Here is a 26,391-nt window from a genome sequence, read left to right as displayed (position 1 = left end):
TACTGGCGTCGCCGAGTAGGCGTTGATGCCACGACCATCACGCCGGCCGTGGCATCAACGATACCGACAACCAACACCCGTCGAACCGATCGCGGACACCGGAGCCCGCGACTCGAGTCAGGCGGGCTTTCTGAAGTGCTGGATACCCCAGGCCAGGTAGCCGCTATCGGCAGCATCTACCCAGTTCTTCAGTCCTACGCACATTTTGGTGAGGTATTCCGGCGAGGACTTCCGCTCGAGCTCACCGCGCCGGGCCTCAAGCGCCTCGAGCACCCGGCTGTAGTGCGTGCGCAGGTTGCCGACGAGGTCACTTTGATCAAGAACCTCGAAACCGAGCGCCTGTGCCGCCTCCCGATAAAAGCGCATCGAACCCAGGTCACGCAGGTTGAGCCGATCGTAGACCGGCTGCAGCACGCCGTCTGGCGCATCGTCGGCCTGCATCGGATCGGTGAAGATCAGTTGCCCGCCCGGCCGCAAGACCCGGAACGCCTCCTCAAGGACCTTGCGCCGATCAGGCGCGTGCAGGATCGCGTCCTGGGACCACACGACGTCGTAGCAGTTGTCCGGCTCGGGAACGTCGTCGAAACTGCCATGGATCACCCGGATCCTCTGGTCAAGCCCGGCCCGACGGTTCTTGTCGCGGTTGGTCTGGTTTTGGACATCGGAGATGTTCACGCAGGTGACCGTGGCACCGCATTGCTCGGCAATGCGCCGAGCGGATCCGCCGTAACCGGACCCGAGGTCCAAGACCGCCGCGCTGCCATCGAGCGTCGAGAGCTGGCGAATCATCCGGTCCACGGTCTCGATGCCGGCGGCCCTGATGTCATCAGTGCGCTCGTAGCACCCGACGTGAATATCTTCGCCGCCCCAAATCATCGAGTAGAAGGCGTCCGCGTCGCCGCTGTCGTAATAGGCTTCAGGCTCGCTTTTGCTGCCGGCTCCGGCCACGAGGCCCTGGTGGGGGCTGGCCTCAGAACTCGCATCGCGGTTCAGCGACTTCTCCGCCACATGGACAAAGAAATCGGGCTCGGTCTCCTCGTATGTTTCCTGGAAATCGCCGTATGTCCGTACTGTTTCAAAGCCCGCTTCGTGCATTAGGCGGCGAACATAGGCCTTCCGCAACGGAAACATGTTCAGCGTGTATTCGGAGCCGTCCGGGAACGTGTACTTGAAACGCGCGAGGCCGTCGTCAACGTACTCCGGCTCGGCGCTTACCTTATCACCGCAGTAATAGTATTTATGCTTTGATTTGAACCCGTGATCGAGTATCTCGTCATAATTTCGTTGGTCGAGAATCAGAATTCCGTCGTGGCGCAAGGCGGCATAGAATTCGGCCAGTGCCCGACGGCGATCATGCTCGTTATGTAGGTGGGTGAAGGAGTTGCCGAGGCAGATGATGGCGTCGTACTTGCCATGAATGTCGCGGTTCAGCTGTCGCCAATCGGCTTGCACCGTCCTCAGGATGAGGCCTCGCTTTGTGCCGTTGGCGAAAGCCTTGGCGAGCATTGCCGCCGAGCCATCGGCACTCGTCACGTCGAAGCCCGCCTCGGTCAGCCGAACGGAATGAAAGCCGGTGCCGGTGGCGACGTCGAGAATTTGTTGCTTATCGCGGGCGCGCAGGACGTCAACGAAGAACCGTCCCTCGGACTGGGTACGGGCGTCCCAATCAATCAATTCATCCCATTTCTCCACGAAACTCATGACGTATTCGGCGCGATAAAGACCAGTCTCACGGTCCGACAATGGGTCATCTCCATAAATTTGATCGTGCAATTGAAGATCAGCATTGTCCTGCGAGATCGATAGACTCGACATAACCTCTCTTTCCCTTCGCCCGCACGCGAGCAAAAAGCTCGCCAGGCGCACGGTGCACCCATTGCCAAGGAATGCGCCCAGCTCACCCGCGGGCCCGGGGCGAACTCGTACCTGCGCTGCATCCCTCGCACGAGAGCTCCGCCACCAGGGCTGGGCTCGAACACGTCACGCCCAGACACGCCCCAACGGGGTTGCCGTACGGCGACGTTACTCCCGCACCGTCGTACTAGTTTAGTGGTAGTCGCACACGACGGTGCGCCTAGGTCAGAAGTGACCTGGTCACGGCACAGATTGGGCGACCTCAGCTGGGTGTGGGAGCAGCCTTGCGAAGCCCATCGCGCGGTCGCATAAGCATCGGGCGTGCGCTCAGAATCACGATTGCTCAGCGCTACGGCGTGGCTGTGCCAGCGACACCGCTCACCGCGGCAGGATGGCGCTCGTGGGAGACCTCAACCGCCGTACCGCGCTACGGATGGGCGCTGCTGCGAGCGCAGGAGCCGCGGGCGTGTGGGCATTGAGCAGCGTGCTGGACCCGCCGAGGCCCCAGGCAGCGCCGCAGGCTCCCTCCCCGTTCGAACCCCCGACAGCCGGCAGCACCCTGGGAACGAAGCTCGCCGGGTCGTTCGTCTCGGCAGCTCGCGGCGGCATCAAGACCAATTGGGTCATCGCCTTGCCGCCCGGCAAGGCCGAATTCTTGCGACCGGTGATCGCCTTGCACGGCAAGGACGGCAACGCCGGCATGATGGTGGACCTCGGAGTCGAGGCCGGCCTAGCGCAGCTGGCCAGCTCCGGCAAGCAACCGTTCGCGGTGGTGGGTGTCGACGGCGGCAATACCTACTGGCACCGAAGGGCATCCGGCGCAGACTCCGGCGCGATGGTGCTCGACGAGCTGCTGCCGATGCTGACCGCGATGGGTATGGACACCTCCCGGGTGGGATTCCTGGGGTGGTCCATGGGGGGATATGGGGCACTGCTGCTGGGTGCCCGCCTGGGCCCCGCACGGACCGCGGGGATCTGTGCGATCAGCCCGGCGTTGTTCACGTCGTTTACCGGGAGTGCCCCTGGTGCGTTCGACAGCTACGAGGATTGGATGCGCAACCGGGTGCTGGGCCGCCCGGCGCTGAACTCGATTCCACTGCGTGTCGATTGCGGAACCAGCGACCGCTTCTATTTCGCCACACGCCAGTTCGTTAACCAACTGCAGACACCCCCGGCGGGCGGGTTCTCCCCCGGCGGTCACGACGTGACGTATTGGCGCAAGCAGCTCCCCCGCGAGCTGACCTGGATGGCGTCCTAGCCGGGCGACATGAGGACTCACCAGACCCGGTACCGCCGACGGCGTCGATGACCGCACGCCAGCTCGACACCAAGGGCGGTCCCGGCGACCGGGAACCACGGACATCGGCGACCGCGTTCCGCCCCGACATCGAGGGCCTGCGCGCCGTCGCGGTGGTCGCGGTCGTCCTCTGCCACGCGGGCATCCCCGGGATTGCGGGCGGCTTCATCGGCGTGGACGTCTTCTTCGTCATCTCCGGCTTCCTCATCACCGGGATGCTCTGGCGGGAGGTCACCACCACAACTACCGTCCGACTCGGCCGCTTCTACGGCGCCAGGGCCCGCCGCCTGCTACCGGCCGCGGCTGCTGTCGGCGTCGCAACCGCTATCGGCTCCGCCGTCGTGCTGCCGCCGTTGCAGGCCAGAAGCATCTTCGTGGACGGTATCGCCAGCGCCCTCTATGTCGGCAACTACCGATTCGCCAACCAGGGCACCGACTACCTAGCTTCCGACCTGCCGCCCTCGCCGTTTCAGCACTACTGGTCACTGGGGGTAGAGGAGCAGTTCTATCTGGTGTGGCCGGCGCTGATCATCGCCACCGCGTGGCTCGCCCGCCGTGCCGGTCGACCCGTCGGCAGCAACCCCTCGCCACAACGGGCGCCGTATGTGGTGGTCCTCGGTCTGATTGGTGCGGCATCGTTGGCGACCGCCATCATATGGACCCGCACGTCGCCGCCATGGGCTTTCTTCTCCTTGCCGACGCGCGCCTGGGAGCTGGCCGCCGGCGGTCTCGTAGCCCTGAGCGTCCAACAATGGCGCCGCCTGCCGCTGCTGCCCGCGGCGATCGCCGGCTGGGGCGGCCTGGTTCTGATCCTGCTGACCAGCACCCAGCTGGGCCCGAACACGCCGTACCCCAGCACGGCAGCGCTGCTGCCGGTGCTGGGCACTGCGCTGGTCATCGGCGCAGGCTGCGTCACCGGGAGCCTGGGAGCCGGTCGGCTGCTGTGCCGACCCATCATGCGGGCGGTCGGCCGAGTGTCGTACTCGTGGTATCTCTGGCACTGGCCAGTACTGCTGCTCCTGCCCCCACTGTTGGGCTCGCCCGCAGGCCTGCCAAGCCGGCTCGCCGCGACGATCGTCTCGGCGGGACTGGCGGTACTCACCATGTATCTCGTCGAGAACCCCGGTCGGTTTGCCACCGCTTTGCGCCGTTCCGCGAAGGCCAGTCTGGCGCTGGCTGGCGCAGCGAGCGCGGCCATCGCCAGCGTATGCGTACTGCTGCTCATCGTGATTCCGGTGCCACGGGGACACGGAGTTGCCGCCCAGGCCGCCAACATGGTCACGCTGCCACCGACCAACCCGACCGCAGATCCACGTCACGACCCGGTTCCTAGCGCCTTCGCGCAGGTGCGTGCGGCGGTCGCCGCGTCGGCGGGGCCGCGAGCCGTCCCGTCCAACCTGAAGCCGTCGCTTGCCGAAGCTCCGGCCGACAAGGCGGCCGTCTTCGTCAACGGGTGCATGCGTTCCTTTCGCCAAGTGCTCCACGAGCTCGGCCACGACGGGTGCGTGAGCGGCGACACCGCCTCACCGACGACGGTGGCCCTGATCGGCGACTCGCACGCCGCCATGTGGGACCCGGCATTGCAGCGGATCGCCGAGCAACGCCACTGGCGGCTGCAGACGCTGGCCAAAGTCACCTGCCCTATGCAGGATCTGCCGATCGACAGCCCGTATCTGGGCCGTCACTACACCGAATGTGAGCAATGGCGCGGCCAGATCATCGCGCATTTGCGGGCCGAACCGCCGCGACTAGTGGTGCTCAGCATGAGCCGGCGCTACCGTCCGGACTTCAGCTTCGCGTCCTACGACCCGGCGTGGATCGAAACTCTTTCGCGTACCGTGACATTGCTGCACAGCATCGGATCCGACGTCCTCGTCCTCGGACCGGTTGCAGACCCACAGATGCCGGTGCCTAACTGCTTGTCCGCGCATCTCGACGATGCCACTGCGTGCGCGGCACCCAGATCGGCCGCGGCCGACAGCGGCGGCATCGCCGCCGAGCAGGCGGCGACGACGGCCGGCGGCGGCCACTATGCGGATCTGACCGACTTGTTCTGCACTCCGGACCGCTGCCCAGTCATTGTCGGCGACACGCTGGTGTTCCGTGATGACAATCACCTCACGACCGAATACGCGCAGCTGCTGGCACCAGCGATCGGTGCGCTCGTCGATGGTGCCCTGTCCGATCAATGACGTCGAGTTCCGATCAATGACGCGAGTGGAGGTGAGACATATCACCAAATGAACCACGAAGAAACGCCAAACGTGTTACCAATGAAGAGTCCGGGAGGTTGAGATGAACCAGATGTTGTTGGTCGTCCTGATGGCGGCCACACCCATCGCCGGACTTGGCCTGCTGCAATTACAAGCGCGCTTGGAACGCTGGGACTACGAACGGCACGCTGAGGATTGAGCCGCTAAACCCGTTGCGGGAGGCGGTAACTCAGGTCAGGTCCGAACGTGAGTGCGCACCCTCGGCCGGACTTCGGTCAAATCAGTGTTCACGTTGGCTGCTGATTCTGCTGAGCGCTTCACGGAGGTCGTCGGGTAGTGGGTCGGCCCGTCGTCGTGGGATTCTTCGACTTTCTGGGTCAGGCGGTCCGTGCCGCCGGGCTGACCTCGTGTTCGGTCGGTGCGTTGGGGCAGCGCATGATTTCCTGAGGAGGCCGAGGGCGAAGTAGCGGCCCGATTAGGCCCGTTTGTTGAGGGTTGTTCGACCAGATCTGGCGCCAGACTTGTTGGGGGAACGTCGTGAACGCCAACAGACCGCTGCAGGCATCCTCGAGGTGTGCAGCGCCTTCGGTAGCATGTCGGCAAGTGCGTCGATCGATCTGATCATGCTGGGCGGCAACGGATTGCGCTTCATGTTTGATCGAATACCGAGTTCAGTAAGGTGCACCCGACCGGCCACGTTGGGAGTGGTCGCCATCAACGTGGTTGCGTGGTGGGTGCGACACCGTGCCAAGCCGCGCCGGGCACGGCTGCGCGGCTCGCGTTGATCAGCCCGGCGTGGGCGTCCCCGGTGACGAGCTTGAAGCCGGACGGGCCGCGCGCGGTCACCGACCGCTGGGAAGGTCAGCCAGCCGGCGCGGTCCTCCGCGGTGGTGACGTCGACGCGAAGGATTTCGCGGTAGCCCGGGCCGGACCTGCTGCGGCCCTCTTCCCGGTGTACTGCCTCCAGCAACCGTCGTGCTGCTGGCGCCGCTGCCGCGACGGCACCCATCGGGTGGGGTGGGTAGCAACCGCCACACGGGCGCCATCGTGATCCGGGTCGCGTTGTCCGTCGGCCGCCAACACCCGGCCGGGGGCCAGTGGCCCCACACGGCACCGACGCTGCGGTGGCGGTCCGGGCGCTCCCGCCGTGCCCGCAGCAGCCCACGGCGGGCGCCACGCCCTGACCGGCTATGGCGCGGTGGCCTACAAGAACCACCCGGCGAACCGGTGGCCGATGCTGCGGAGCCCCGAAAGGCCGATGCCGAGGTTGGAGAACCCCGAGACGCCGGCGCCGACGTTTTGGTATCCCGAGCCGAAGGCCAGCCCGATCGCACTCTCGTTAAACCAACCCGAGAGGCCGGCGCCGTTATTGCCGAAGCCCGAACTGTTGCCGGTGCCCGTATTGAAAAAGCCCGACGATGGTGCGTCGCTCGAGTTGAAAAAGCCCGGCGTCGGCGGGACGACCACGTTCGCGATGTTGGTGGCGGCCAACGTGGCGCTGGGGATGCTGAGCCCAGGAGTGCTGAAACCACCAACCCCAACCGACGGCATGGTCAACGGCGGCGTGGTGATCTCCGGAATGCTGATTTGCGGCAACGCGAACCCACCAACCCCAACCGAGGGAATGGTCAACTGGGGCGTGGTGATCGCGGGAATGCCGATTTGCGGTAACGCGAACGCACCGACACCGATGTTGTTGATGGTAAACGACGGAGCGAGAATCGGAGGTGTCTCAATGCCGGGCGTGACGAAGTCGCCGATATCGATGGAGGGAATGGTGAACGATGGCGTTTGGATCACCGGGGTTGTGATGAGCGGCAGTCCGAATGCACCGGTCTCAATGCTGCCAATAGTAAAGGATGGGATTGTGGCGCTGGGCAGCGCGATGTCACCGATGTTGAGGCCGCCGAGAGTGAACGCGTCGAACCCGCCCCCCCTTAGCTGAGTTGCGGGCAGCGTAAATTGCTGGATGAGAATGTCAAAATTGCCAACAAGACCGCCCACATCGGCGGCAACTATTTTAACCCCAGGAGTATTGGGGGGGACATTAACAGTAATAGACGGCGTATCGATATTGGGGAAAACGAACGCCGACACCGTTATCGCAGGTCCAGTGAAGCCGCCGACCGATATAGGGGGTATAGTTATCTCGGGCGTTGTAATCTCGGGCCCGGTAAACCCGAACACTGCGCCAGCAAAGTTAGCTGGGGCGATCTCAAACGACGGAATGAAAATCGAAGGGACCGTAATTTCGGGCGTCGCAAACGAACCCACACTGCCGGCACCTATGACAGCCGGCGGAATGCTTATTGGCGGCGTCAATATTGAGGGCAACGTAAACGCGTCGACAGCTATCGGTGGTATGCTGAATTCCGGAGTTGTTATCGAAGGTATCGTTATTTCGGGCAAGCCAAATCCGCCCACAATGATATCGGCGGGCGTCGTTGCCGCCGGAAGAGACAGCGACGGTATCGTGATCTCCGGCAGGTCGAGGGCCGGGACACTGATCCCTGGTATGTTGATAGCGGGCAAGGTCATGGCCGGCGAATTAAGTGCGAACGTGAGGCCGCCCTGGCCATTGCCAACCCAGAAGAACCCGTTATTCATGTTGCCCGCGTTGAACGCACCGGTGTTGATATTGCCCGAATTCAACCACCCGGTGTTGGTGTCACCGGTGTTGAAGTCACCCGTATTAAAGGAGCCCGGGTTTACGTTGCCCGTGTTGAAGGAGCCCGCGTTCAAGAATCCAGTGTTCACTTCTCCGGTGTTCCACCAACCCGTGTTGAAGCTGCCCGCGTTCCCGATACCAAAGTTTCCGTTGCCGGAGTTAAAGAAGCCGATATTCCCGTTGCCCGAGTTAAACAACCCGATATTATTGGCACCCGAATTCAGGATATTACCGCCGCCGAAATTCAGGCCACCGATGCCGACCTGATTGTCGCCCGCCAACCCAATGCCAATATTGTTGTTTCCGATGTTCGCAAAGCCGATATTTCCGCTGCCGATGTTCGCAAAACCCAGGTTGGAATCGCCGAGGTTTGCCGGACCGAAGTTGAGGCTCCCCAAGTTTCCGGAACCGACATTGTTGCCGCCGAAGTTTCCCAAACCGAAGTTGTTGCTACCAAGGTTTCCGCTGCCGAAGTTGAAGACGCCGGCGTTTCCGTTGCCCAAGTTGGCGACGCCGAGGTTGGCCAGACCCAGGTTATTGGCGAACGGGAGGGTGCCCAGGTTACCAAGTCCCGAGACGCTGTTGCCGAGGTTGGAGAACCCCGAGAAGGCGGCGCCGACGTTTTGGTATCCCGAGCCGAAGGCCAGCCCGATCGGACTCTCGTTAAACCAACCCGAGAGGCCGGCACCGCTGTTGCCGAAGCCCGAACTGTTGCCGGTGCCCGTATTGAAAAAGCCCGACGATGGTGCGTCGCTCGAGTTGAAAAAGCCCGGCGTCGGCGGGATGACCAACTGCGCGATGTTGGTAGCGGCCAACGTGGCACCGGGGATGGTGAGCCCAGGAGTGCTAAAACCACCAACCCCAACCGACGGAAGGGTCAACTCCGGCGTCGTGATCTCGGGAATGCCGATTTGCGGCAAGGCAAGCTGACCGACACCAACCGAGGGAATCGTCAACTCGGGCGTCGTGATCTCCGGAATGCCGATTTGCGGTAACGCGAACGGACCGACACCGATGGGGGGAATGGTCAACCCTGGCGCTGTGATCGAAGGAATGCTGATATCCGGCAACGCGAACCCATCAACCCCACCAACCCCAAACCGGCTAATGATCAACTCCGGCGTAATGACAGGAGGGGACGTGATGGTCGGGAAGGAGAAGGATCCGAACGTAATTCCGGGAATAGTAAAGGATGGGATTGTGGCGCTGGGCAGCCCGAAGTCACTGATGGCGACGTCGGGGAAAGTGAACGCGGAGATCGCGCCAAACTGAAGCTGAGTTGGGGCGAAGATAAATGGGGTCAGGTAGATGTCTCCATCACCAACAACGCCGCCGCCATCGAAAGCAGATACACGAACCGAGCCCGCAGGGATGCCTTCGTCTGGAACGCCTGGGAATGATGGGTCGCCGACAAAGTGTATTCTGGGCAAATCGATTGCGGGAAAATCGAACTTCGCCATCGCTATCGTAGGTGTATGGAAGTTACCGAATAATATAGCGGGCGTAGTTATCTCGGGCGTTGTAATCGCGGGTCCGGTAAACTCGCTCACAGAGCCGCCGAAGAGCGAAAACGACGGAATAGAAATCGCAGGGACCCTAATTTGCGGCCCAGTAAACGGAGCCACAATGCTGCCGTCACCAATTATTTGCGTCGGCGGAATGCTTATTGGCGGCGTCACTATTGTGGACAACCCAAAACCGTTGACAGCTATCGGTGGTATGCTGAATTCCGGAGTTGTTATCGAAGGTATCGTTATTTCGGGCAAGCCAAATCCGCCCACAATGATATCGGCGGGCGTCGTTGCCGCCGGAAGAGACAGCGACGGTATCGTGATCTCCGGCAGGTCGAGGGCCGGGACACTGATCCCTGGTATGTTGATAGCGGGCAAGGTCATGGCCGGCGAATTAAGTGCGAACGTGAGGCCGCCCTGGCCATTGCCAACCCAGAAGAACCCGTTATTCATGTTGCCCGCGTTGAACGCACCGGTGTTGATATTGCCCGAATTCAACCACCCGGTGTTGGTGTCACCGGTGTTGAAGTCACCCGTATTAAAGGAGCCCGGGTTTACGTTGCCCGTGTTGAAGGAGCCCGCGTTCAAGAATCCAGTGTTCACTTCTCCGGTGTTCCACCAACCCGTGTTGAAGCTGCCCGCGTTCCCGATACCAAAGTTTCCGTTGCCGGAGTTAAAGAAGCCGATATTCCCGTTGCCCGAGTTAAACAACCCGATATTATTGGCACCCGAATTCAGGATATTACCGCCGCCGAAATTCAGGCCACCGATGCCGACCTGATTGTCGCCCGCCAACCCAATGCCAATATTGTTGTTTCCGATGTTCGCAAAGCCGATATTTCCGCTGCCGATGTTCGCAAAACCCAGGTTGGAATCGCCGAGGTTTGCCGGACCGAAGTTGAGGCTCCCCAAGTTTCCGGAACCGACATTGTTGCCGCCGAAGTTTCCCAAACCGAAGTTGTTGCTACCAAGGTTTCCGCTGCCGAAGTTGAAGACGCCGGCGTTTCCGTTGCCCAAGTTGGCGACGCCGAGGTTGGCCAGACCCAGGTTATTGGCGAACGGGAGGGTGCCCAGGTTACCAAGTCCCGAGACGCTGTTGCCGAGGTTGGAGAACCCCGAGAAGGCGGCGCCGACGTTTTGGTATCCCGAGCCGAAGGCCAGCCCGATCGGACTCTCGTTAAACCAACCCGAGAGGCCGGCACCGCTGTTGCCGAAGCCCGAACTGTTGCCGGTGCCCGTATTGAAAAAGCCCGACGATGGTGCGTCGCTCGAGTTGAAAAAGCCCGGCGTCGGCGGGATGACCAACTGCGCGATGTTGGTAGCGGCCAACGTGGCACCGGGGATGGTGAGCCCAGGAGTGCTAAAACCACCAACCCCAACCGACGGAAGGGTCAACTCCGGCGTCGTGATCTCGGGAATGCCGATTTGCGGCAAGGCAAGCTGACCGACACCAACCGAGGGAATCGTCAACTCGGGCGTCGTGATCTCCGGAATGCCGATTGCCGGCAAAGCAAACGCACCGACATTGATGCTGTCGATGACAACTTGGGGAGTGCTAATCGCAGGTGTCCGCATGAGGGGCGTGAGGAAGTCGCTGACAGCGATGGAGGGAATGGTCAACTCTTGCGTAGAGATCTGAGGGGTCACGATTGTCGGCAATCCGAAAGTTCCGATCTCAATGCCGCCAATAGAAAAGGATGAGAATGTGACGTTGGGCAGCTCGATGTCAGTGATGGTGAATTGGGGCAAAGGGCCCGCGCCGATCGCGCCAAGCGTAAGCACAGTTGGGTCAAAAGAAAATGGCACGATGTAGATGAAGGTATCACCAGCACCACCCCCGAAATCCATATTCGCTACGAAGATCGATCCGGGGCCGATGGTGGTGTTCGGGACGCCGTCAGAGAATGGGTCGCCGGGGAAATTGATTGCGGGCAAAGTGGCATTGGGAAAATCGAGCTTCGGCATCGTTATCGTAGGTGTCGTGAAGGTGCCGAACGATATAGGGGGCATAGTTATCTCGGGGATTGTAATCGCGGGTCCGGTAAACCCGCCCACGCTGCCAGTTCCGCCGATCGTAAATTGTGGAATGTTGATCGCAGGGACCGTAATTTCGGGCGTCGTAAACGAATCCACAATGCCGCTGCCAACTATGTTAGCCGACGGAATAGTTATTTCGGGCACCACTATTGTGGGCGACGCAAACCCGTTGACAGCTATCGGCGGTATGCTGACTTCCGGTATTGTTATCGAAGGTATCGTTATTTCGGGAAATCCAAATCCGCCCACAATGATATCAGCGGGCGTCGTTGCCGCCGGAAGAGACAGCGACGGTATCGCAATCTCCGGCAGGTCGAGGGCCGGGATACTAATCCCCGGTATCTCCACAGCAGGCAAGGTCATGGCCGGCGAATTAAGTGCGAACGTGAGACCGCCCTGGCCATTACCAACCCAGAAGAACCCGTTATTCATGTTGCCCGCGTTGAAGGCACCGGTGTTGATATTGCCTGAATTCAACAACCCGGTATTGGTGTCACCGGTGTTGAAACTACCGGTGTTAAAGGAGCCCGGGTTGACATCACCGGTGTTGTAGCTACCGGTGTTCATGCTTCCGGTGTTGGCGTCACCCACATTGAAGGTGCCCGTGTTGAAGGAGCCCGCGTTCAAGAATCCGCTGTTCGCCGATCCGGTGTTCCACCAGCCCGCGTTGTTGTTGCCCGCGTTCCCGATACCAAAGTTTCCGTTGCCGGAGTTAAAGAAGCCGATATTCCCGGTGCCCGAGTTAAACAACCCGATATTATTGGCACCCGAATTCAGGATATTGCCGCCACCGAAATTCAGGCCACCGATGCCGACCTGGTTATTGCCGGTCAACCCAATGCCAATATTGTTGTTGCCGGTGTTCGCAAAGCCGATGTTCCCGCTGCCGATGTTCGCAAAACCCAGGTTAGAATTGCCGAGGTTTGCCGGGCCGAAGTTGACGCTGCCCAAGTTTCCAGCGCCGATATTGTTGCTGCCGAAGTTTCCAGATCCCACATTGTTGCTACCGAAGCTTCCGGCGCCGAAGTTGAGGACGCCGACGTTGCCGCTACCCACGTTGGCGACGCCGAGGTTGGCCACACCCAGGCTGAAGCCGAGCGATCTGGACGAGCCCGCCGCCGCGGCGGCGACCGCCGCTGCGGGCGCCGCAATCGGGCTGGCCGCAGCCGCACTTCTCACGGCCGCGCCGGCCACGGGCGCGCTGCCAATCGCGCTGGCCATCTGGGCCGGCAGACCGGCCAGGTTCTTCAGCGGCTGAGCAACGTTCGTCAATGCCGAGGCGACCGAGGAGGCCCCGGCGTGATAGCCAACCATCGCGGCCACATCCTGTGCCCACATCTGCTCGTAAGCGGCCTCGGCGGCGGCGATCGCCGGCGCGTTGTGCCCAAACAGATTCGACATCACCAGCGACACCAGCTGGGAACGGTTGGCTGCGATCATCGCCGGATTCACCGTCGCCGCGCGCACCGCCTCAAACACATCCGTAATCGTGCGGGCCTGTAGGGCCGTTTGCTCAGCCTGCGCCGCCGACGCAGCCAGCCATCCCGCATACGGGGCCGCCGCCGCCGCCATCGCCGCCGCCGCCGGACCCTGCCACGCCTCCCCTGCCAGCCAAGAAGTCAGCGACCTAAAGGAACTGGCCGCCGAAGCCAATTCGACAGCCACCCCATCCCAGGCCGCCGCCGCCGCCAGCATCGGTCCCGTGCCCGCACCCGCGAAGATCCTGGCTGAGTTGATCTCGGGTGGCAATACCGAAAAATTCAACGCCCCAACCCCTTCTCGTCCCGGGTCTTGCTCGTCCCGGGTCTTGGCCACGCGGTTGTCCGCCCGGACGTGCCGCAGGCCACGGCGTCGACTGTGGCCGAGCCTGCTGTAATCCAGGTTGTGCCATCAAGTTCTACGTCGTTGATTTGCGATATTGAATAGGACCTTTGTCCTATCTTGGCCTCGGTCGCGGTCTCTGACGTGGCGTTTTTCCGGGCCAAGTGCAGGGTTCGAGCGGTCGTAGGTTGGCTGCTGGTGCGGTCGGGAAGCGACTTGTCCGACTAGTCCGCGAGCGGGTCTTGGCTGGCCGCGCCGTCACATCAGAGCCGCCTCGAGTGGAGCTGATTCGTCCGAGCTGTCTAATGTGCTAGGGCACAACGCGCCGACGATTGCAGCTGCTGAGGGCAACTACCAGGAGATCAGCGCTGCGGATGCGGCCACGATCGCGGGCCATCACAGTGCGCCTCGGCAGCAGGCGTCGGCATTGCCGCACTGGCCAGCAGGAGTCGCGAGGACCGTCGGATGTGGGCCACGTGATCGGTGATTGCGGCGGGCTCGGTTGTGGCGGCAGACAGCTACGGCTGTGTGGCAGCGACCCGCGCGGCCATCCTGCCGAGCCACCAAATCCGCAGCAACCCAATCTTGCACCGACGGTCAGGCGTGGCGCGCTGCCTCTTGGACGAGCCCCATACGCGAGGTCAGCTTGAGCTTTGCGTATACGTGCGTGAGGTGCGCCTGGACGGTCCGGTGTGAAACGAAGAGCCGGGTGGCGATGTCTTTGTTGGCCAGCCCTTCACCGACGAGCCGCACCACTTGGACTTCGGTCGGAGTTAGCGCCGCCCAACCGTTGGCCGGACGGTTGCGTTCGCGTGGGCCGCGACCGCGCTGGGCGTAGGCGATGGCTTCCTCCGTCGACAAGGCTGCGCCCTCAGCCCACGCGATGTCAAAGTCGTCGTTTCCCAATTCCTCACGCACTGTTCGCACCATGGCCGCATAGCTTTCGCCAAGTGTCTTGAACCGCACCGCGTCCATGCCCAGCCGGGCGGTGGCGGCCGCGCCGCACAGCCTCGCCGCGTCGTGGTGATTGCCGACATCGCACGCGAAATCGGCAAGACATTCGAGAGCGTCCGGAACGACAAGGGTACCCCCCCGAATACGGGCTGCGATTGCGAGCGCATCAAGGGCGTCGTGTTCGGCTTGCTTCAGGTCACGTTGGGCCATCGCGACGCGCGAACGGGTCGACAGCGCCAAAGCCAGAAACGAGCCCTGTGTCGCCTGCACGACATCGTTGGCCCAGCGACGGGCCGCGGCAAGGTCGCCACAGCCCAGCGGCCCCAGGGCCGCCCACACGTAAAGTCCGACCGTCACCGGCTCCAGCCCGGTGAGCTGCCGAGCTTCTTCGCAGGCCCGCGCTGCCGCAACCGCATCGCCGGCGGCCAGGCACGCGACCGCAACACCCGCATGCGCCGCGCCCTTGTGGAACTCGAGAAGTTCGGCGCCGCCGTCCAGGGCGGCGTCGGCACAAGCCCGAGCACTGCCCGCGTCGCCTTGAAACGCCCGCACGATGGCCTGGACTGCCAGGCTATAAACCCGGAACATCTCGTCTTGCGCCGCGGTCGCTTCGTCGATCACCTCGCCGAGCGGCGCCAACGCCGCTGCCAAATCACCTTGCTGGAACATCTCGATTCCCTCGAGCAAGCGGCAATGACGGGCAGCGAATCGATCGCCCGTCGCCTCCGCGGCATCGAGCGCTTTCTCGGCGGCCTTGACCGTTGCGGCCAAGTCGCCGGTGATTACCCCTGGCGTGGTCTGCCGGAAGAGCGCTTGGCTGAGCAGCCACGAATGGCCTACTTCCCGGGCAATGTTGACCGCCTCGGCGAAGTACGGCCCGGCCGCGTCGGCGTCATCAATGGAGGCGCAGCCGCGGGCCATCAGCGCCCGCACCAACGAGACCCTGTCATCCAGGGTTCGGGCGATGGTCAGGGCCTCTTCGGTTTCCTCAACGTTTGCCGCTACGCCCACCAAAGAGAGGAGTGTTGCCCGGCTGGCCAGTGCTTGCACACGGACTTCCGGGACCACATTAGGCGCATCCATTTCGGCGAGCGCAGTGTCCAGCCAGCCCAGCCCTTCCTGGATCCCGCCGTGCGACTGCCACAGCGGCTCCAGCGAGGACGCAAGCTCCAACGCCCGCCCAATCGCGCCGGTCTCGAGGCTCCACCCAAATGCGCTACGGAAGTTGTCCATCTCATTCCACGCGCGCGCCACGCGTTGTTCGTAGTCACTTTGTGCTGGGGCAACGAGTAAGCCCGCCAGAGAGGTGTAGTAATCGCGGTGACGGTTTCGCACCTCGTCGGCTTCACCGGCCTCGCTCAGTTTCTCCAATGCGTAGTGTCGCACCGTCTCCAGGAACCGATAGCGCGTAGGGCCGCTAGTGGTTTCGGCAACGACCAAAGACTTATCGACGAGCAAGACCAGCTGATCGAGAATTTGATAATCCTCGATGTGGGTGCCGCTGGCGACTGCCTGCGCCGCATCCAGATCGAACCCACCCACAGACACCGCCAGCCGACGCATCACGATGCGCTCGTCCTCGGTCAGCAACGCATGCGACCAATCGACCGAGGCGCGCAACGTCTGATGGCGGCGCAAGGCGGTGCGCGCACCTCCAGTCAGGAGACGGAACCGATCATCGAGGCTGGCGACAATCTCCTCGAGCGACAACGCCCGCACCCGCGCGGCTGCCAGTTCGATCGCCAGCGGCATGCCGTCGAGCCGCCGGCAGATCTCCGACACGGCAGCCTCGTTGTCCTCGGTCACTGCGAAATCGGGGCGAACGCGGCGAACCCGATCGGCGAACAATTCCATGGCCTCGTCGGCCAGCGATAGCGATGGCACCACAAACGTTGCTTCGCCGGGCACGCTCAGGGGCTCCCGGCTGGTTGCCAACAGCTTCAACCCAGGACAAGCGCCCAAAAAGTCGACCGACAGGGATGCAGCCGCGGCGAGCAGATGTTCGCAGTTATCCAGCACCAGCAACATCTGGCGCTCGCCCACGAACCCGACCAGCGCCTCGATCATTGTCATGCCCGGCCGATCGGGAAGGCCTAGAGCACGCGCCACCGCGACCGAAACAAGGGCGGGATCGGTAGTCCTCGCCAGATCGACAAACCAGACACCGTCGGGAAACTCGGTCAAGGTGCGCACGGCTATCTCGGCGCCAAGGCGTGTCTTGCCAATACCACCGGCGCCTGTGAGCGTCACAAGCCGGTTGTCGACCAACAGGTTTCGCACTGCAGTCATTTGCGGGCCGCGGCCCACAAAACTGGTCAGGTGCACCGGAAGATTGTGCGTGTCACCACTTTTACCGGTCCGCAAGGGCGGGAACTTGTCACCTAGGCTGGGATGGCATAGCTGCACCACCCGTTCTGGCCGGGGTACGTTGGGCAGTTGATGGCTGCCCAGGTCGATCAGCCAGGCATCATCCGGTAGCCAGTCAGCGACTAGCTGCTCTGTCGTACCTGACAGCAGTGTCTGGCCACCATGAGCCAGATCTCTCAGGCACCCGGTCCGGTTGGTGGCCAGACCAGCGTAGATAGCTTCGTCGCGTGACCGCGCTTGGCCGGTATGCACCGCGATGCGCAACCGGATCGGCGCCAACGGCGCCTGCTGCAACTCCAATGCACACGCCACCGCGTCGCTGGCACGGGTGAACGCGGCCACGAATCTGTCCTGTTCACCTTGTTCGACTAGCCGTACTCCCCCATGGACCCCGACGAGGTCGGCCACTGCGTCATCTAGACGAGCGCTGGCGGCCGCCATCTCGCTGGGTTGGGTGTGCCACAGGCGTGCGGAGCAGTCAACATCCGCGAGAAGAAGCGTCACCGTTCCCGTCGTCAGCGGTTCAGTCACGCGCACCAGCTCCAATTCATCGGCGGTGCGTACGCCCCCAGGACCAATAGCCGCCCTGAGCTGGCAAGAAGCCGCAATAACCAGTCAGCGCCCGCGGCTACCACCACCCCGCCTATGGCGCAAGTCTACGACCCCCGGCGGCGCATACATACGCGAACCGACGGATGGATTTCACCCGATCAAAGCCACACACTCGATGCGACGGGATTGTGGTGGCCTCTTGGTTTGGCCACGACTATCGGTTCGGTCCCCGTTTAGGGAGGTATCCAATGTCGTTTGTGATCGCGGCGCCGGAGGCGCTCGTTGCTGTTGCCTCGGATTTGGCCGGCATTGGGTCGATGATCAACGCTGCCAACACCGCTGCGGCGGCCCCGACCACAGCGGTGGCGCCAGCCGGCTCCGATGAAGTGTCGGCGGCCATCGCGGCGTTGTTCGGGCAGTACGCGCAAGCCCATCAGGCAACCTGCGCCCAGGCGGCAGGGTTTCATGAGCAATTCGTAAAAACGTTGACCGCGGGCGCCGGCTCCTATGCGAGCGCTGAGGCCACCAACGCCTCGCCAGTGTAGTTGATCATTACACCGTCGCCGCCAGCCGCCGCCGGCAACTCGCGTACGCTCGCGAAGATCTGTGCGCAATCCGAGCGATGCTTGCCGTTCAGCGACCGCAGAGCAAGCGATCGGCAACGCGCCCGACCCGACACCGCGCGACAACCCCAGATCCACTCGGTCTGCCCAGCCGCCAACCGCTCGCCGCGGCGGCCTTCAGGCCGCCAACCCAACGTCATCGTGGGCGGAATCGATGTACTCGATCGAGCGGGACCCTTTGCGCCAACGGATACACGACCTGCACCGCCGTCGCCCCCGAGGACGTCTTCACGGTGCGCACGTAAGCCACCCGGGCAGCCTACGGCCTGATCTTAGTGGTCCAATTTCGCCCCGACCGAGAACAAAACCCAGGGCAACGACCCGCAACGACGCGAACAGACTCCAACGTGAGCCAAGTCAGGTCTTAGCGAATGAACTATGCAGGAACGCCAAATGAGTTACCGAACGGCACGCTGAAGATTGAGCCGCTGAACCCGTTGCGGCAAGCGGCAACTCAGGTCGGGTCCGCGCTTGAGTGCACAGCATCGATCGGATTCGGTCCAGACCGGGCCCGCCGCAGTCGCGCCATCGCGACCACCGCCAACACCCCGGCCACGGTGGCCAGGAGCAATGTCAGCACCAGCTGCTGCGGGTGGTAGACCACCGACAGGGTGACCGGCTCCCCGTCCGCGACGGGCGCGACCGCCACCGTAGAACGGGTCCGCGACCAGCTCAGCCCAACGCACACCAGCGCGGCAATCGCCAGAGCGATTTCGACGAGAGCCCGGTAGCGCGCGGTCACCGGTCTGACCCGGTTTCGCCGTCATTGTCAGTCTCGGCGATATCCGATCGGGCGGGCCCGACCCGTTCTTGAACCAGCGGGGTCAGCGCCGCGCGCAGCTGGCGATGGCGGCGCGCCCAGGCCTGTGCGGTTCGGCCCTGCGACAGCCTTAAGCCGATCCCGACCCGGCCGCGCGGTACTCCGACCAGTTCGCCAAGCGCGCGCGCCGATTGCCACTTCTCCACCGGCATCCCGGAATCCACCGAATTCTGTGCCTCTGGATAGATTTTGACGATTTCGGCCACCAAGATCGTCTCGGTGCCCTGGCGCAGCGCATCTTCGGTGAGCTCGACCGACGCGTGGATCCGCGCCGCCTTCACCTGTAGACCCACGAACGCCGACACCATCACCAGAAATATCGCCGGAGTCACCAACCCCGTCCCGGCGCCGCTGGACATCTCGATCAGAAGCATCGACACCGCAGCCAGCGGCCCGGTCAGCACCCAATACCAGCTGGCGCCGGGTTCATAGAACAATGTCTCGGACCTCGTATCCCTCTCCGGTGTCATGTCAAGCCTCCATCACCCGAGCCAATTCGCCGCAGCCACCGCCCAATAGGTAAGCACGATGTCCGCCCCGGCACGGCGGATGCTGGTGAGTAACTCGAGCACCGTCGCGCGCTCATCAATCCAGTCATGCGCCGCCGCCGCGCACACCATCGCGTACTCCCCCGAGACCTGATAGGCGGCGACCGGCACACTCGAGATCTCGGCCGCCGCAGCGACGACATCGAGATACCCCATCGCGGGTTTGACCATCACGATGTCGGCGCCTTCCTCAAGATCCAGCGCGATCTCGCGCCGTGCTTCGGCGACGTTTCCTGGGTCCTGCTGATAGGCACGACGGTCACCCGACAGGCTCGAACTCACTGCCTCGCGGAATGGACCGTAGAACGCCGAGGCAAACTTGGCCGCATAGGCCATGATCACTACGTCGGTATAGCCGGCCGCGTCCAGGCCGTCACGGATCGCGCCCACCTGGCCATCCATCATCCCGCTCGGCCCAACGACATGGGCGCCAGCTTCGGCCTGAGCCACTGCAAGTTCGATATAGCGGGCCAGGGTGGCATCGTTGTCGACTCGGCCCCGATCATCGAGAACCCCGCAGTGCCCGTGGTCGGTGAACTCGTCCAGACAGGTGTCCGCCATCAATACCGTCGCCTCACCAAGATCCTTGGCAAGGTCGCGAAGCGCGGCGTTCAGGATGCCATCATGGTCCGTACCCGCCGACCCAGAACCGTCCTTATCCTCGTCGCGCGGGACGCCGAACAGCATGAGCCCGCCGACCCCTGCGGCGACCGCCGCCGCGGCCGCGCTGCGCAACGAATCCCGAGTGTGCTGCACTACGCCCGGCATCGAGGCGATCGGCCGCGGCTCATCGATTCCGTCTGCGACGAACATGGGCAGCACCAAATGCCGTGGCTCCAAAGAGGTCTGAGCCACCAATCGGCGTATCGACGCCGTCGAGCGCAGCCGGCGCGGTCGCTGCCGCGGGTAGCCACGAACACTCATGACTGAGAACCCGCCGCGCCCGGCTCCGCCGCGCTTGCGGTCGTCGCCGCGCTTGCGGTCGTCACTAGCGCCTGCGGCTCTTCTTGCGTGGCGGGGGCAACGCGCCCTCGGCGCGCAATCGGACTGCGTGTTCGGCCAGGGCGTCAACCAACGGCCCGACCGCGGCGATGTCGGGCTGGACATCCACCCGCAAACCGAATTCGGCGGCCGTCTCGGCGGTTTTCGGCCCGATGCAAGCGATGATGGTCCGCGCGTGCGGCTTGCCGGCGATACCGACCAGGTTTCGTACCGTGGAGCTCGAGGTGAAGCACACCGCGTCGAACCCGCCCGTCTTGATCATTTCGCGGGTGGCCGCCGGGGGCGGTGCAGCCCGCACGGTCCGGTAGGCGGTGACATCCTCGATCTCCCAGCCGCGCTCGCGCAGACCCTCGGCCAGCGTCTCGGTAGCGATGTCGGCGCGCGGCAGCAACACCCGGTTCACCGGGTCGAAAATGCTGTCATAGGGCGGGAAATCGTCGAGCAGACCCAGCGAGGATTGTTCGCCGGCGGGCACCAGCTCGGGGCTGATTCCAAAAGCACGGACCCGATCAGCCGTGGACTCGCCCACGCACGCGATCTTCACCCCGGAGAACGCGCGGGCATCCAAACCGAATTCACCGAACTTCTCCCACACCGCCCGCACTGCGTTGGTAGAGGTGAACACCACCCACTGGAAACGGCCATCGACGAGACCCTTCACGGCCCGCTCCATTTGGGCGGGGCTGCGTGGCGGCTCTACGGCAATGGTCGGCACCTCGAGCGGCAGCGCGCCATACGACGTCAGCCGCTCGCTCATCTCGCCAGCCTGGTCCTTGGTGCGCGGAACCAGCACGGTCCAGCCGTAGAGCGCGCGGCTCTCCCACCAATTCAGCTTCGTCCGACTGGCGACGGTCTTGCCGATGGTGACCACCAACGGCAAATTCTGGGTGTCCCCGCCACTTCCGGAGGAGAATCCAGGAGGCTCGGTCCCGCTGAGCACGGCGGGGTCGGTGAGTCCCTCCAGGGTCGTCTCGACCGAACGCTGCTGGCAGGTGGTGCCCTGCGCGGTAACTACGCACGGCGTGGACTCAGCTAGCTCGTGCTCGATGAGAGTGCGGGCCGCGTCAGCCAGCTGCGGCCCAGTCGCCTGCAGGATCAGCGGACCGGGCGCTGCCGCCAATGCCTCCCAATCGGTGTCCTTGGGATCGCCGCGCACGTCGGCAACCGTGTGCGACGAACGCAGCGGAAGTCCCGCATACGTCGGCACCGCATTCGTCGGGGCCAGGCCTGGCACGATCTCCAGGTGCAGGCTGGTGCGCGCGATAGCGGTTACCTCGGCGATCACCGCATCCACCGAGAGCGGATCGCCGGCCACTAGCCGCACCACATCAGCACCTGCACGAGCCTCAGCAGCCAGCGCCTTGGCAACGTCCGCGGATTCCTCCAGCACCGGGCGGATCTCGGGACCACCAGACATCACCGTCGGTGACGCCTGGCCGCCTCCCGAACCACCCGCATCGACAGTCCCGGCATCCTGCTTGGCCGGCGCCGGACCGGACACCGGCGGAAGATCTTTGCCGATCAGCGCCAGAACCGGACCCGGTACGTCGGGGTCGGTGAATACCAGAGCCGCATTCGCCAGCACCGTGGCGGCCCGTGTTGTCAGCAATCCGGGGTCACCCGGACCTGAGCCCACGAACGTAATGCGGCCCGGTTTCGGCCTGCGCCCTCGCGTCATCATTGTCGCTCCCACGTACTCTCACTCAACTTCCTTGCGCGGGTTTTGCCGCGCTCCCCACATCAGCGTCCGTGCGCCCAGCTCGACCAGCTCCGCGGCGACCGAGAGACCTAGCTCCCGTGCACGCGCGGACATGCCGACACCAGACACGCGGATCACGTCGGATCCATCCAGCGCGGCCACGCAGCCGCGCAACGACAGCTCTTCGAAGACTCGGCCGTCGTCGTCAATCGACTCAACCACTTCGGCGATCGCGCCCACTGGCGCAGAGCAACCCGCCTCGAGTTCGGCCAAGAGGGCTCGCTCGGCAGTCACCGCCGCTCGGGTGTCGGCGTCGTCCAACTGCGCGAGCACTGCCGCGAGCCGGCTGTCACCCGCGCGGCATTCAACCGCGAGCGCGCCTTGCGCTGGCGCTGGCATCATTTGCACCGGCTCCAGCGTCTCGGTGACATCATCGAGACAGCCCAACCGGGACAGACCGGCCCGGGCCACCACAACAGCGTCAAGATCACCACTTCTCACCTTGTTCAATCTGGTATCTAGGTTGCCTCGTAGGGGGCGGATTTCCAAACCGAGACCCAATGCTCTAAGCTGTGCCGCCCGGCGGGGCGACGATGTGCCCACGAGCGATCCAGCCGGCAATTCGCCGAGCACCAGCCCGTCACGGGCTACCAGCGCATCCCGGGCGTCATCCCGAACCGGGATCGCGGCCACCGAGAATCGTGGATCCTCAGCGGTCGGCAGATCCTTGTGCGAATGAACGGCCGCGTCGACTCGGCCATTGTCGATAGCCTCGCGTAACGCCGTGGTGAAGACGCCCACACCAAGGCTCTCGATTGGCGCCGACGACCGGTCGCCTGTCGTGCTGACGATGACCAACTCGGCGGGGTGGCCACCGGCGATCAATGCGTCCCTGACGAGTGCAGCCTGGGTCCGAGCCAACAGGCTCCCCCGGGTACCTATCCGGATCACGTGGGTCAATCGGCTACTCGGTGGATTGCTGTGGGCCACCCTGCAAATCACCGACGCTGCGGCGACTTTCGGCATCGAATCCGCTTGGCACCGAAGGTAATTCGCCGGCGGTGGCGACGGCATCGACGGCCGTCTGGTCAAGTTCGAAAAGCTCGCGCAGCGCCTCCGCGTAGCTGTCGCCGCCGGGGGCATTGGCCAACTGCTTGATTCGTACAGTCGGCGCGTGCAACAGCTTGTCCACCACCCGGCGTACCGTGCGGGCCACCTCCTCGCGCTGGGCGCTGTGCAGGCCGGGCAGCCGGTTGTCCAGTCGCAGCAACTCGGCTTCCACCACATCCGCAGCGCGTTGGCGCAGCGCCGTCACGGTCGGAGTAACCTCGGCCATCCGCTGCTTCGCCAGGTAGGTGGCCACTTCGGCCGCCACAATGTGGCGGGCCGCATCCACGTCTCCAGCGGCGGCATGGGCCGACGGTTCGTGTTGCACGCGGTCGACATCAACAACCCAGACCCCGGGCAGGCCCGCGACTGCGGGATCGACGTCACGCGGCATACCCAGATCGCAGATCACCAGCGGGTGAGTGGCTTCGTCGCGTCGCGACGCGGCCAACGCGTAGTGGACATCGGCCAGCGAGACCACCGGGCTCACCGCCCCGGTACAGCTGACCACCACGTCGGCATCCGCCAGCGCCTCGGCCAGGCGGTCAAGAGGCAGTGCGTGGGCTCGCACGCCCGAATCGCGGGTCTTGCGCGCCAACCGCTGCGCCCGTGACAACGACCGGTTCAGCACGTGGATCTGGGAGATTCCGGCACGAGTCAGGTGCGTCGCCGAGAGTGCCCCCATCGCGCCCGCGCCGACCACGACGGCGGTCTTGTCCGCCAGCCTGCCGAGTTTGCGTTCGGCCATTCCAAGAGCAACCGACACCACCGACGCACCGGCGGCGTCAATCCCCGTTTCGGAGTGCACGCGCTTGCCGACGGACAGCGCCCGCTGGGCCATTTCATGAAGCACCCGGCCGACGGTCCGGTTGGCCTCGGCGGCAGCGTAGGCGCGGCGCACCTGACCAAGTACCTGTTGCTCGCCGATCACCGCCGAATCCAGCCCGCTGGCAACCGCAAAAAGGTGCTCAACGGCGGCTTCGCTGTATCGGACATATGCGTATTTGGTCAGTTCGCCCATCGACATCCGGGAATACTCGGAAAGCACCTGCCCGATCACCGCCAGTCCAGCGTGGAAGGCGTCGACTACCGCGTACACCTCAACGCGGTTACAGGTCGAGAGCACCATCGCCTCGGTGACCAGCGGCGAGGCCAGCACCCGGTCAACGATCTTGAGTTGGTCGGGTTCGTCGATGCTGAGTTGTTCCAGGATAGAGACCGGCGCACTGCGGTGCGAAACCCCGAAAAGCAGGATGCTCACAGCCGCATCACCTGGCCAGCCCCCTTGCTTTCCGCAGTGAGTGAAACTATCCGCAGTCAGTGAAACTGTCCGCGGTTAGCGAACCGATGTCTACGGTAGACGTTAATCAGGTGGGCTACCAAATACCGGCAGACGACGACAGTTGCCTCAGCGGGCGGCCAGATCGGCACGCAGCCGCGCCTCATCCACCTCCCAATAACTATGCTCGCGGCCGTCGAGGAGGACCACCGGTAGGCGGTCGCCGAATTCCGCCCGTAGGCCCGGGTTGCCGGCGGATGCCGCAACGTCGACGTCCGTGGCCACCAGGTCGAAGCCCAGCTCGGCGGCCAATTCGATCAACTGGGTGCGTACCCGTATGCAGATCGTGCAGCCGTCGCGTGTCAGCAACTCCACGTGGGGCCGATGGGGGGAGCGGGGCATAGGCCCAGTGTGGCATCGCAGCAATCGCGCTTGGGCGGGGCCGCAGGAGTGGCCGCGACAACTCGGCTTCGGAGCCGATGAGCACATGAGAGGTTTTGCTCGCTACCCGCCCGAGAATGGCCGCGTCATTACGGTGAGCTGCGAACCGTACCGCGGCACGGCGGCGGTGCGCCCCGACCCCACCAACGGCACCCCGGGCATTACGGCCGCGGGGCCGTTGTCGAGCGCCACCGTCGTCAGGGGTGTGCCCTGCAACTGGCTAACACTGGCGACCTCCGGTGCGGCCCACGCTGCCGGCACCGACATTGGCCCGACCCTGCCCGCGCTGGTCATGGCCGCCGACACCTTGCTCCCGAGACCCGCGAGCGCACGCGAGCCGCCACCAGAAATCGCATCGGCAATCGACTTCAGCGAGCCGAGCAATTCCGGAGCGGCCACCGGCGGTGCCGCCGGTGGCCCCAAATTCGGCAACAAGCCAAGTGCCTGCTGGGCGCGGATAAACCCGGTACCGATCGATTCAACGGTATCGACCGTGTTGACCGATGCGTACCAAGCCAAGACGCCGTCGAGAACGGTGAAGTCATCGCTCACGAGATCTGGGAACTGCTGCCACACATCGAGCGCCGCTTCGCCAGCCTCAAACAGGGGTAATAGCTCAGGAGCCAACGGAAGGATCCCGCCCTCGATGGCTTGCAGGATGAATCTCAACGCACCTCCAAATACGCCGTCACTACCGGCGGGGGCAGATGCTTGGGCCACCGCAGCGTTCTGGGCGGTCACACCCTTGGAGCTGGTGGTCTGCTCGGGAGACGCGAACGGGGCCAACGTCGCCGCGGCCGCGGACGCGCCCTCGTAGTCGAACATCGCGGTGGCGTCTTGCGCCCACATCTCGGCATAGTGCAGCTCGACGGCCGCGATCGCCGCGGCGTTCTGGCCGAAGAAATTCGTCGCCGTCAGGACTGCCAACTCGCCACGGTTGGCCGCGACCACCGGCGGGGGCACCGTCATCGCGAATGCCTGCTCAAAGGCGGCCACCGCCGCTGCCGCCTGGCCGGCCGTCTGCCGCGCCTGCGCAGCGGTCGTCGTCAGCCATTCCACGTAGGGGATGACCGCAGCGGCCATCGACATCGACGACGGACCCAGCCATCGGTAGGCGCGCAAATCCGAGACGACGGATTCATAGATTTGTGCGGTGGACTGCAAGTCCGCGGATAGCTCTCCCCAGGTCACTGCCGCGGCTTGCAGTGAACCAACGCCCGGGCCCGCATACATTCGGGCCGAGTTGATCTCCGGCGGCAACATCGCGAAATCGACCAACATTTCTGCATTGCTCCTTTTCTTGTTGTCGTGACTTTCGGTGCGGTTGCGGTGAATCTCGATCTGGCGGTGAGGACTTCGCGGCCTTGGTGGCCGGGTGCGAGCCGTCGCGGCCGTCGTGCGGCCAACCCAGTTGCGGTGGATCGCCGACGCGAGGCACCGGGCGCCGCCAACTTCGGAGCCCTAGCCCGCCACCTGAGCCACCCTCAGCGGTCATCTCGCGGCGGCCGCGACCTCGAGTGCCAGGGTTCGAGCGGCAACAGCATCGGCCGTACCGGTCGGCGACATGTGCCCCGCGTGTTCGCATCAGTCGGGACGGC

At 63.9% G+C, this 26,391-nt stretch carries 14 protein-coding genes and 2 pseudogenes; 4 read left to right on the top strand and 12 right to left on the bottom strand.

The features are described from left to right. Positions 1 to 117 precede the first annotated feature (117 nt). Entirely contained in the window at positions 118 to 1,815 is a 1,698-nt protein-coding gene (locus F6B93_RS23880; protein ID WP_211697752.1) for a glycine/sarcosine N-methyltransferase, read from the bottom strand. A 430-nt stretch (positions 1,816 to 2,245) separates the two neighbouring features. Here F6B93_RS23880 and F6B93_RS03455 point away from each other — a divergent pair, with 430 nt between their 5' ends. Together F6B93_RS03455 and F6B93_RS03450 are read left to right on the top strand one after the other, a co-directional pair. Continuing rightward, a complete protein-coding gene (locus F6B93_RS03455) occupies positions 2,246 to 3,112 on the top strand; it encodes an alpha/beta hydrolase (protein ID WP_211697751.1) in 867 nt (288 codons plus the stop codon). A gap of 47 nt (positions 3,113 to 3,159) precedes the next feature. Beyond that, positions 3,160 to 5,343 carry an acyltransferase family protein gene (locus F6B93_RS03450; protein WP_211697750.1) on the top strand — a complete coding sequence of 728 codons (2,184 nt, stop codon included), beginning with the start codon at positions 3,160 to 3,162 and terminating at the stop codon, positions 5,341 to 5,343. A 569-nt stretch (positions 5,344 to 5,912) separates the two neighbouring features. On the opposite strand, the pseudogene F6B93_RS23685 reads toward F6B93_RS03450, so the two are convergent. Next, positions 5,913 to 5,981, bottom strand: a pseudogene (locus F6B93_RS23685) (hypothetical protein); the annotation flags it as partial. Positions 5,982 to 6,567: 586 nt separating this feature from the next. Continuing rightward, positions 6,568 to 13,344, bottom strand: coding sequence for a PPE domain-containing protein (locus F6B93_RS03440; RefSeq protein WP_425518525.1), 6,777 nt, complete (start codon positions 13,342 to 13,344; stop codon positions 6,568 to 6,570). Positions 13,345 to 13,708: 364 nt separating this feature from the next. Here F6B93_RS03440 and F6B93_RS23680 point away from each other — a divergent pair, with 364 nt between their 5' ends. After that, complete coding sequence (locus F6B93_RS23680) at positions 13,709 to 13,888, top strand: hypothetical protein (protein ID WP_425518490.1); 180 nt, start codon at positions 13,709 to 13,711, stop codon at positions 13,886 to 13,888. A 110-nt stretch (positions 13,889 to 13,998) separates the two neighbouring features. Here F6B93_RS23680 and F6B93_RS03435 read toward each other — a convergent pair whose 3' ends face one another. Next, a complete protein-coding gene (locus F6B93_RS03435; protein ID WP_211697748.1) occupies positions 13,999 to 17,253 on the bottom strand; it encodes a helix-turn-helix transcriptional regulator in 3,255 nt (1,084 codons plus the stop codon). Between the two features lie 269 nt (positions 17,254 to 17,522). Here F6B93_RS03435 and F6B93_RS03430 point away from each other — a divergent pair. Then, positions 17,523 to 17,816: pseudogene (locus tag F6B93_RS03430) on the top strand (PE family protein); the annotation flags it as partial. 535 nt (positions 17,817 to 18,351) lie between these two features. On the opposite strand, the gene F6B93_RS03425 reads toward F6B93_RS03430, so the two are convergent. From F6B93_RS03425 to F6B93_RS03390, 8 genes are all read right to left on the bottom strand, one after another. Next, positions 18,352 to 18,639 (bottom strand): hypothetical protein, encoded by a 288-nt coding sequence (locus F6B93_RS03425; RefSeq protein ID WP_211697746.1) that lies wholly within the window; start codon positions 18,637 to 18,639, stop codon positions 18,352 to 18,354. Beyond that, positions 18,636 to 19,187: a DUF3093 domain-containing protein gene (locus tag F6B93_RS03420; protein ID WP_211697745.1), complete on the bottom strand. Its 552-nt coding sequence runs from the start codon at positions 19,185 to 19,187 to the stop codon at positions 18,636 to 18,638. Before F6B93_RS03420 ends, F6B93_RS03425 begins: the two co-directional genes overlap by 4 nt. A gap of 12 nt (positions 19,188 to 19,199) precedes the next feature. Next, entirely contained in the window at positions 19,200 to 20,189 is a 990-nt protein-coding gene (hemB, locus tag F6B93_RS03415) for a porphobilinogen synthase (protein WP_211697744.1), read from the bottom strand. Positions 20,190 to 20,253: 64 nt separating this feature from the next. Continuing rightward, entirely contained in the window at positions 20,254 to 21,945 is a 1,692-nt protein-coding gene (locus tag F6B93_RS03410; protein ID WP_211699246.1) for a bifunctional uroporphyrinogen-III C-methyltransferase/uroporphyrinogen-III synthase, read from the bottom strand. Positions 21,946 to 21,966: 21 nt separating this feature from the next. Further along, a complete protein-coding gene (hemC, locus tag F6B93_RS03405; RefSeq protein ID WP_211699245.1) occupies positions 21,967 to 22,917 on the bottom strand; it encodes a hydroxymethylbilane synthase in 951 nt (316 codons plus the stop codon). A gap of 13 nt (positions 22,918 to 22,930) precedes the next feature. Beyond that, on the bottom strand, positions 22,931 to 24,334 hold the full coding sequence (locus F6B93_RS03400) for a glutamyl-tRNA reductase (protein WP_211697743.1): 1,404 nt from the start codon (positions 24,332 to 24,334) through the stop codon (positions 22,931 to 22,933). A 147-nt stretch (positions 24,335 to 24,481) separates the two neighbouring features. Beyond that, the gene (locus tag F6B93_RS03395) at positions 24,482 to 24,754 is read right to left on the bottom strand and encodes a glutaredoxin family protein (RefSeq protein ID WP_211697742.1); all 273 of its coding nucleotides are present in this window, start codon (positions 24,752 to 24,754) and stop codon (positions 24,482 to 24,484) included. Between the two features lie 102 nt (positions 24,755 to 24,856). Then, positions 24,857 to 26,074, bottom strand: coding sequence for a PPE family protein (locus tag F6B93_RS03390; protein ID WP_211697741.1), 1,218 nt, complete (start codon positions 26,072 to 26,074; stop codon positions 24,857 to 24,859). Between the last annotated feature and the right edge of the window lie 317 nt (positions 26,075 to 26,391).

The sequence above is a fragment of the Mycobacterium spongiae genome (genome assembly GCF_018278905.1).
Taxonomy (GTDB): Bacteria; Actinomycetota; Actinomycetes; order Mycobacteriales; family Mycobacteriaceae; genus Mycobacterium; species Mycobacterium spongiae.
This window is presented reverse-complemented; position numbering and strand designations above follow the sequence as displayed.

Bases quoted from the DNA above. Each gene is read 5' to 3' on its own strand.
- F6B93_RS23880 (WP_211697752.1), bottom strand. From the start codon at position 1,815: ATGTCGAGTCTATCGATCTCGCAGGACAATGCTGATCTTCAATTGCAC.
- F6B93_RS03455 (WP_211697751.1), top strand. From the start codon at position 2,246: ATGGCGCTCGTGGGAGACCTCAACCGCCGTACCGCGCTACGGATGGGC.
- F6B93_RS03450 (WP_211697750.1), top strand. From the start codon at position 3,160: ATGACCGCACGCCAGCTCGACACCAAGGGCGGTCCCGGCGACCGGGAA.
- F6B93_RS03420 (WP_211697745.1), bottom strand. From the start codon at position 19,187: ATGACACCGGAGAGGGATACGAGGTCCGAGACATTGTTCTATGAACCC.
- hemB (WP_211697744.1), bottom strand. From the start codon at position 20,189: ATGAGTGTTCGTGGCTACCCGCGGCAGCGACCGCGCCGGCTGCGCTCG.
- F6B93_RS03410 (WP_211699246.1), bottom strand. From the start codon at position 21,945: ATGACGCGAGGGCGCAGGCCGAAACCGGGCCGCATTACGTTCGTGGGC.
- F6B93_RS03395 (WP_211697742.1), bottom strand. From the start codon at position 24,754: ATGCCCCGCTCCCCCCATCGGCCCCACGTGGAGTTGCTGACACGCGAC.
- F6B93_RS03390 (WP_211697741.1), bottom strand. From the start codon at position 26,074: ATGTTGGTCGATTTCGCGATGTTGCCGCCGGAGATCAACTCGGCCCGA.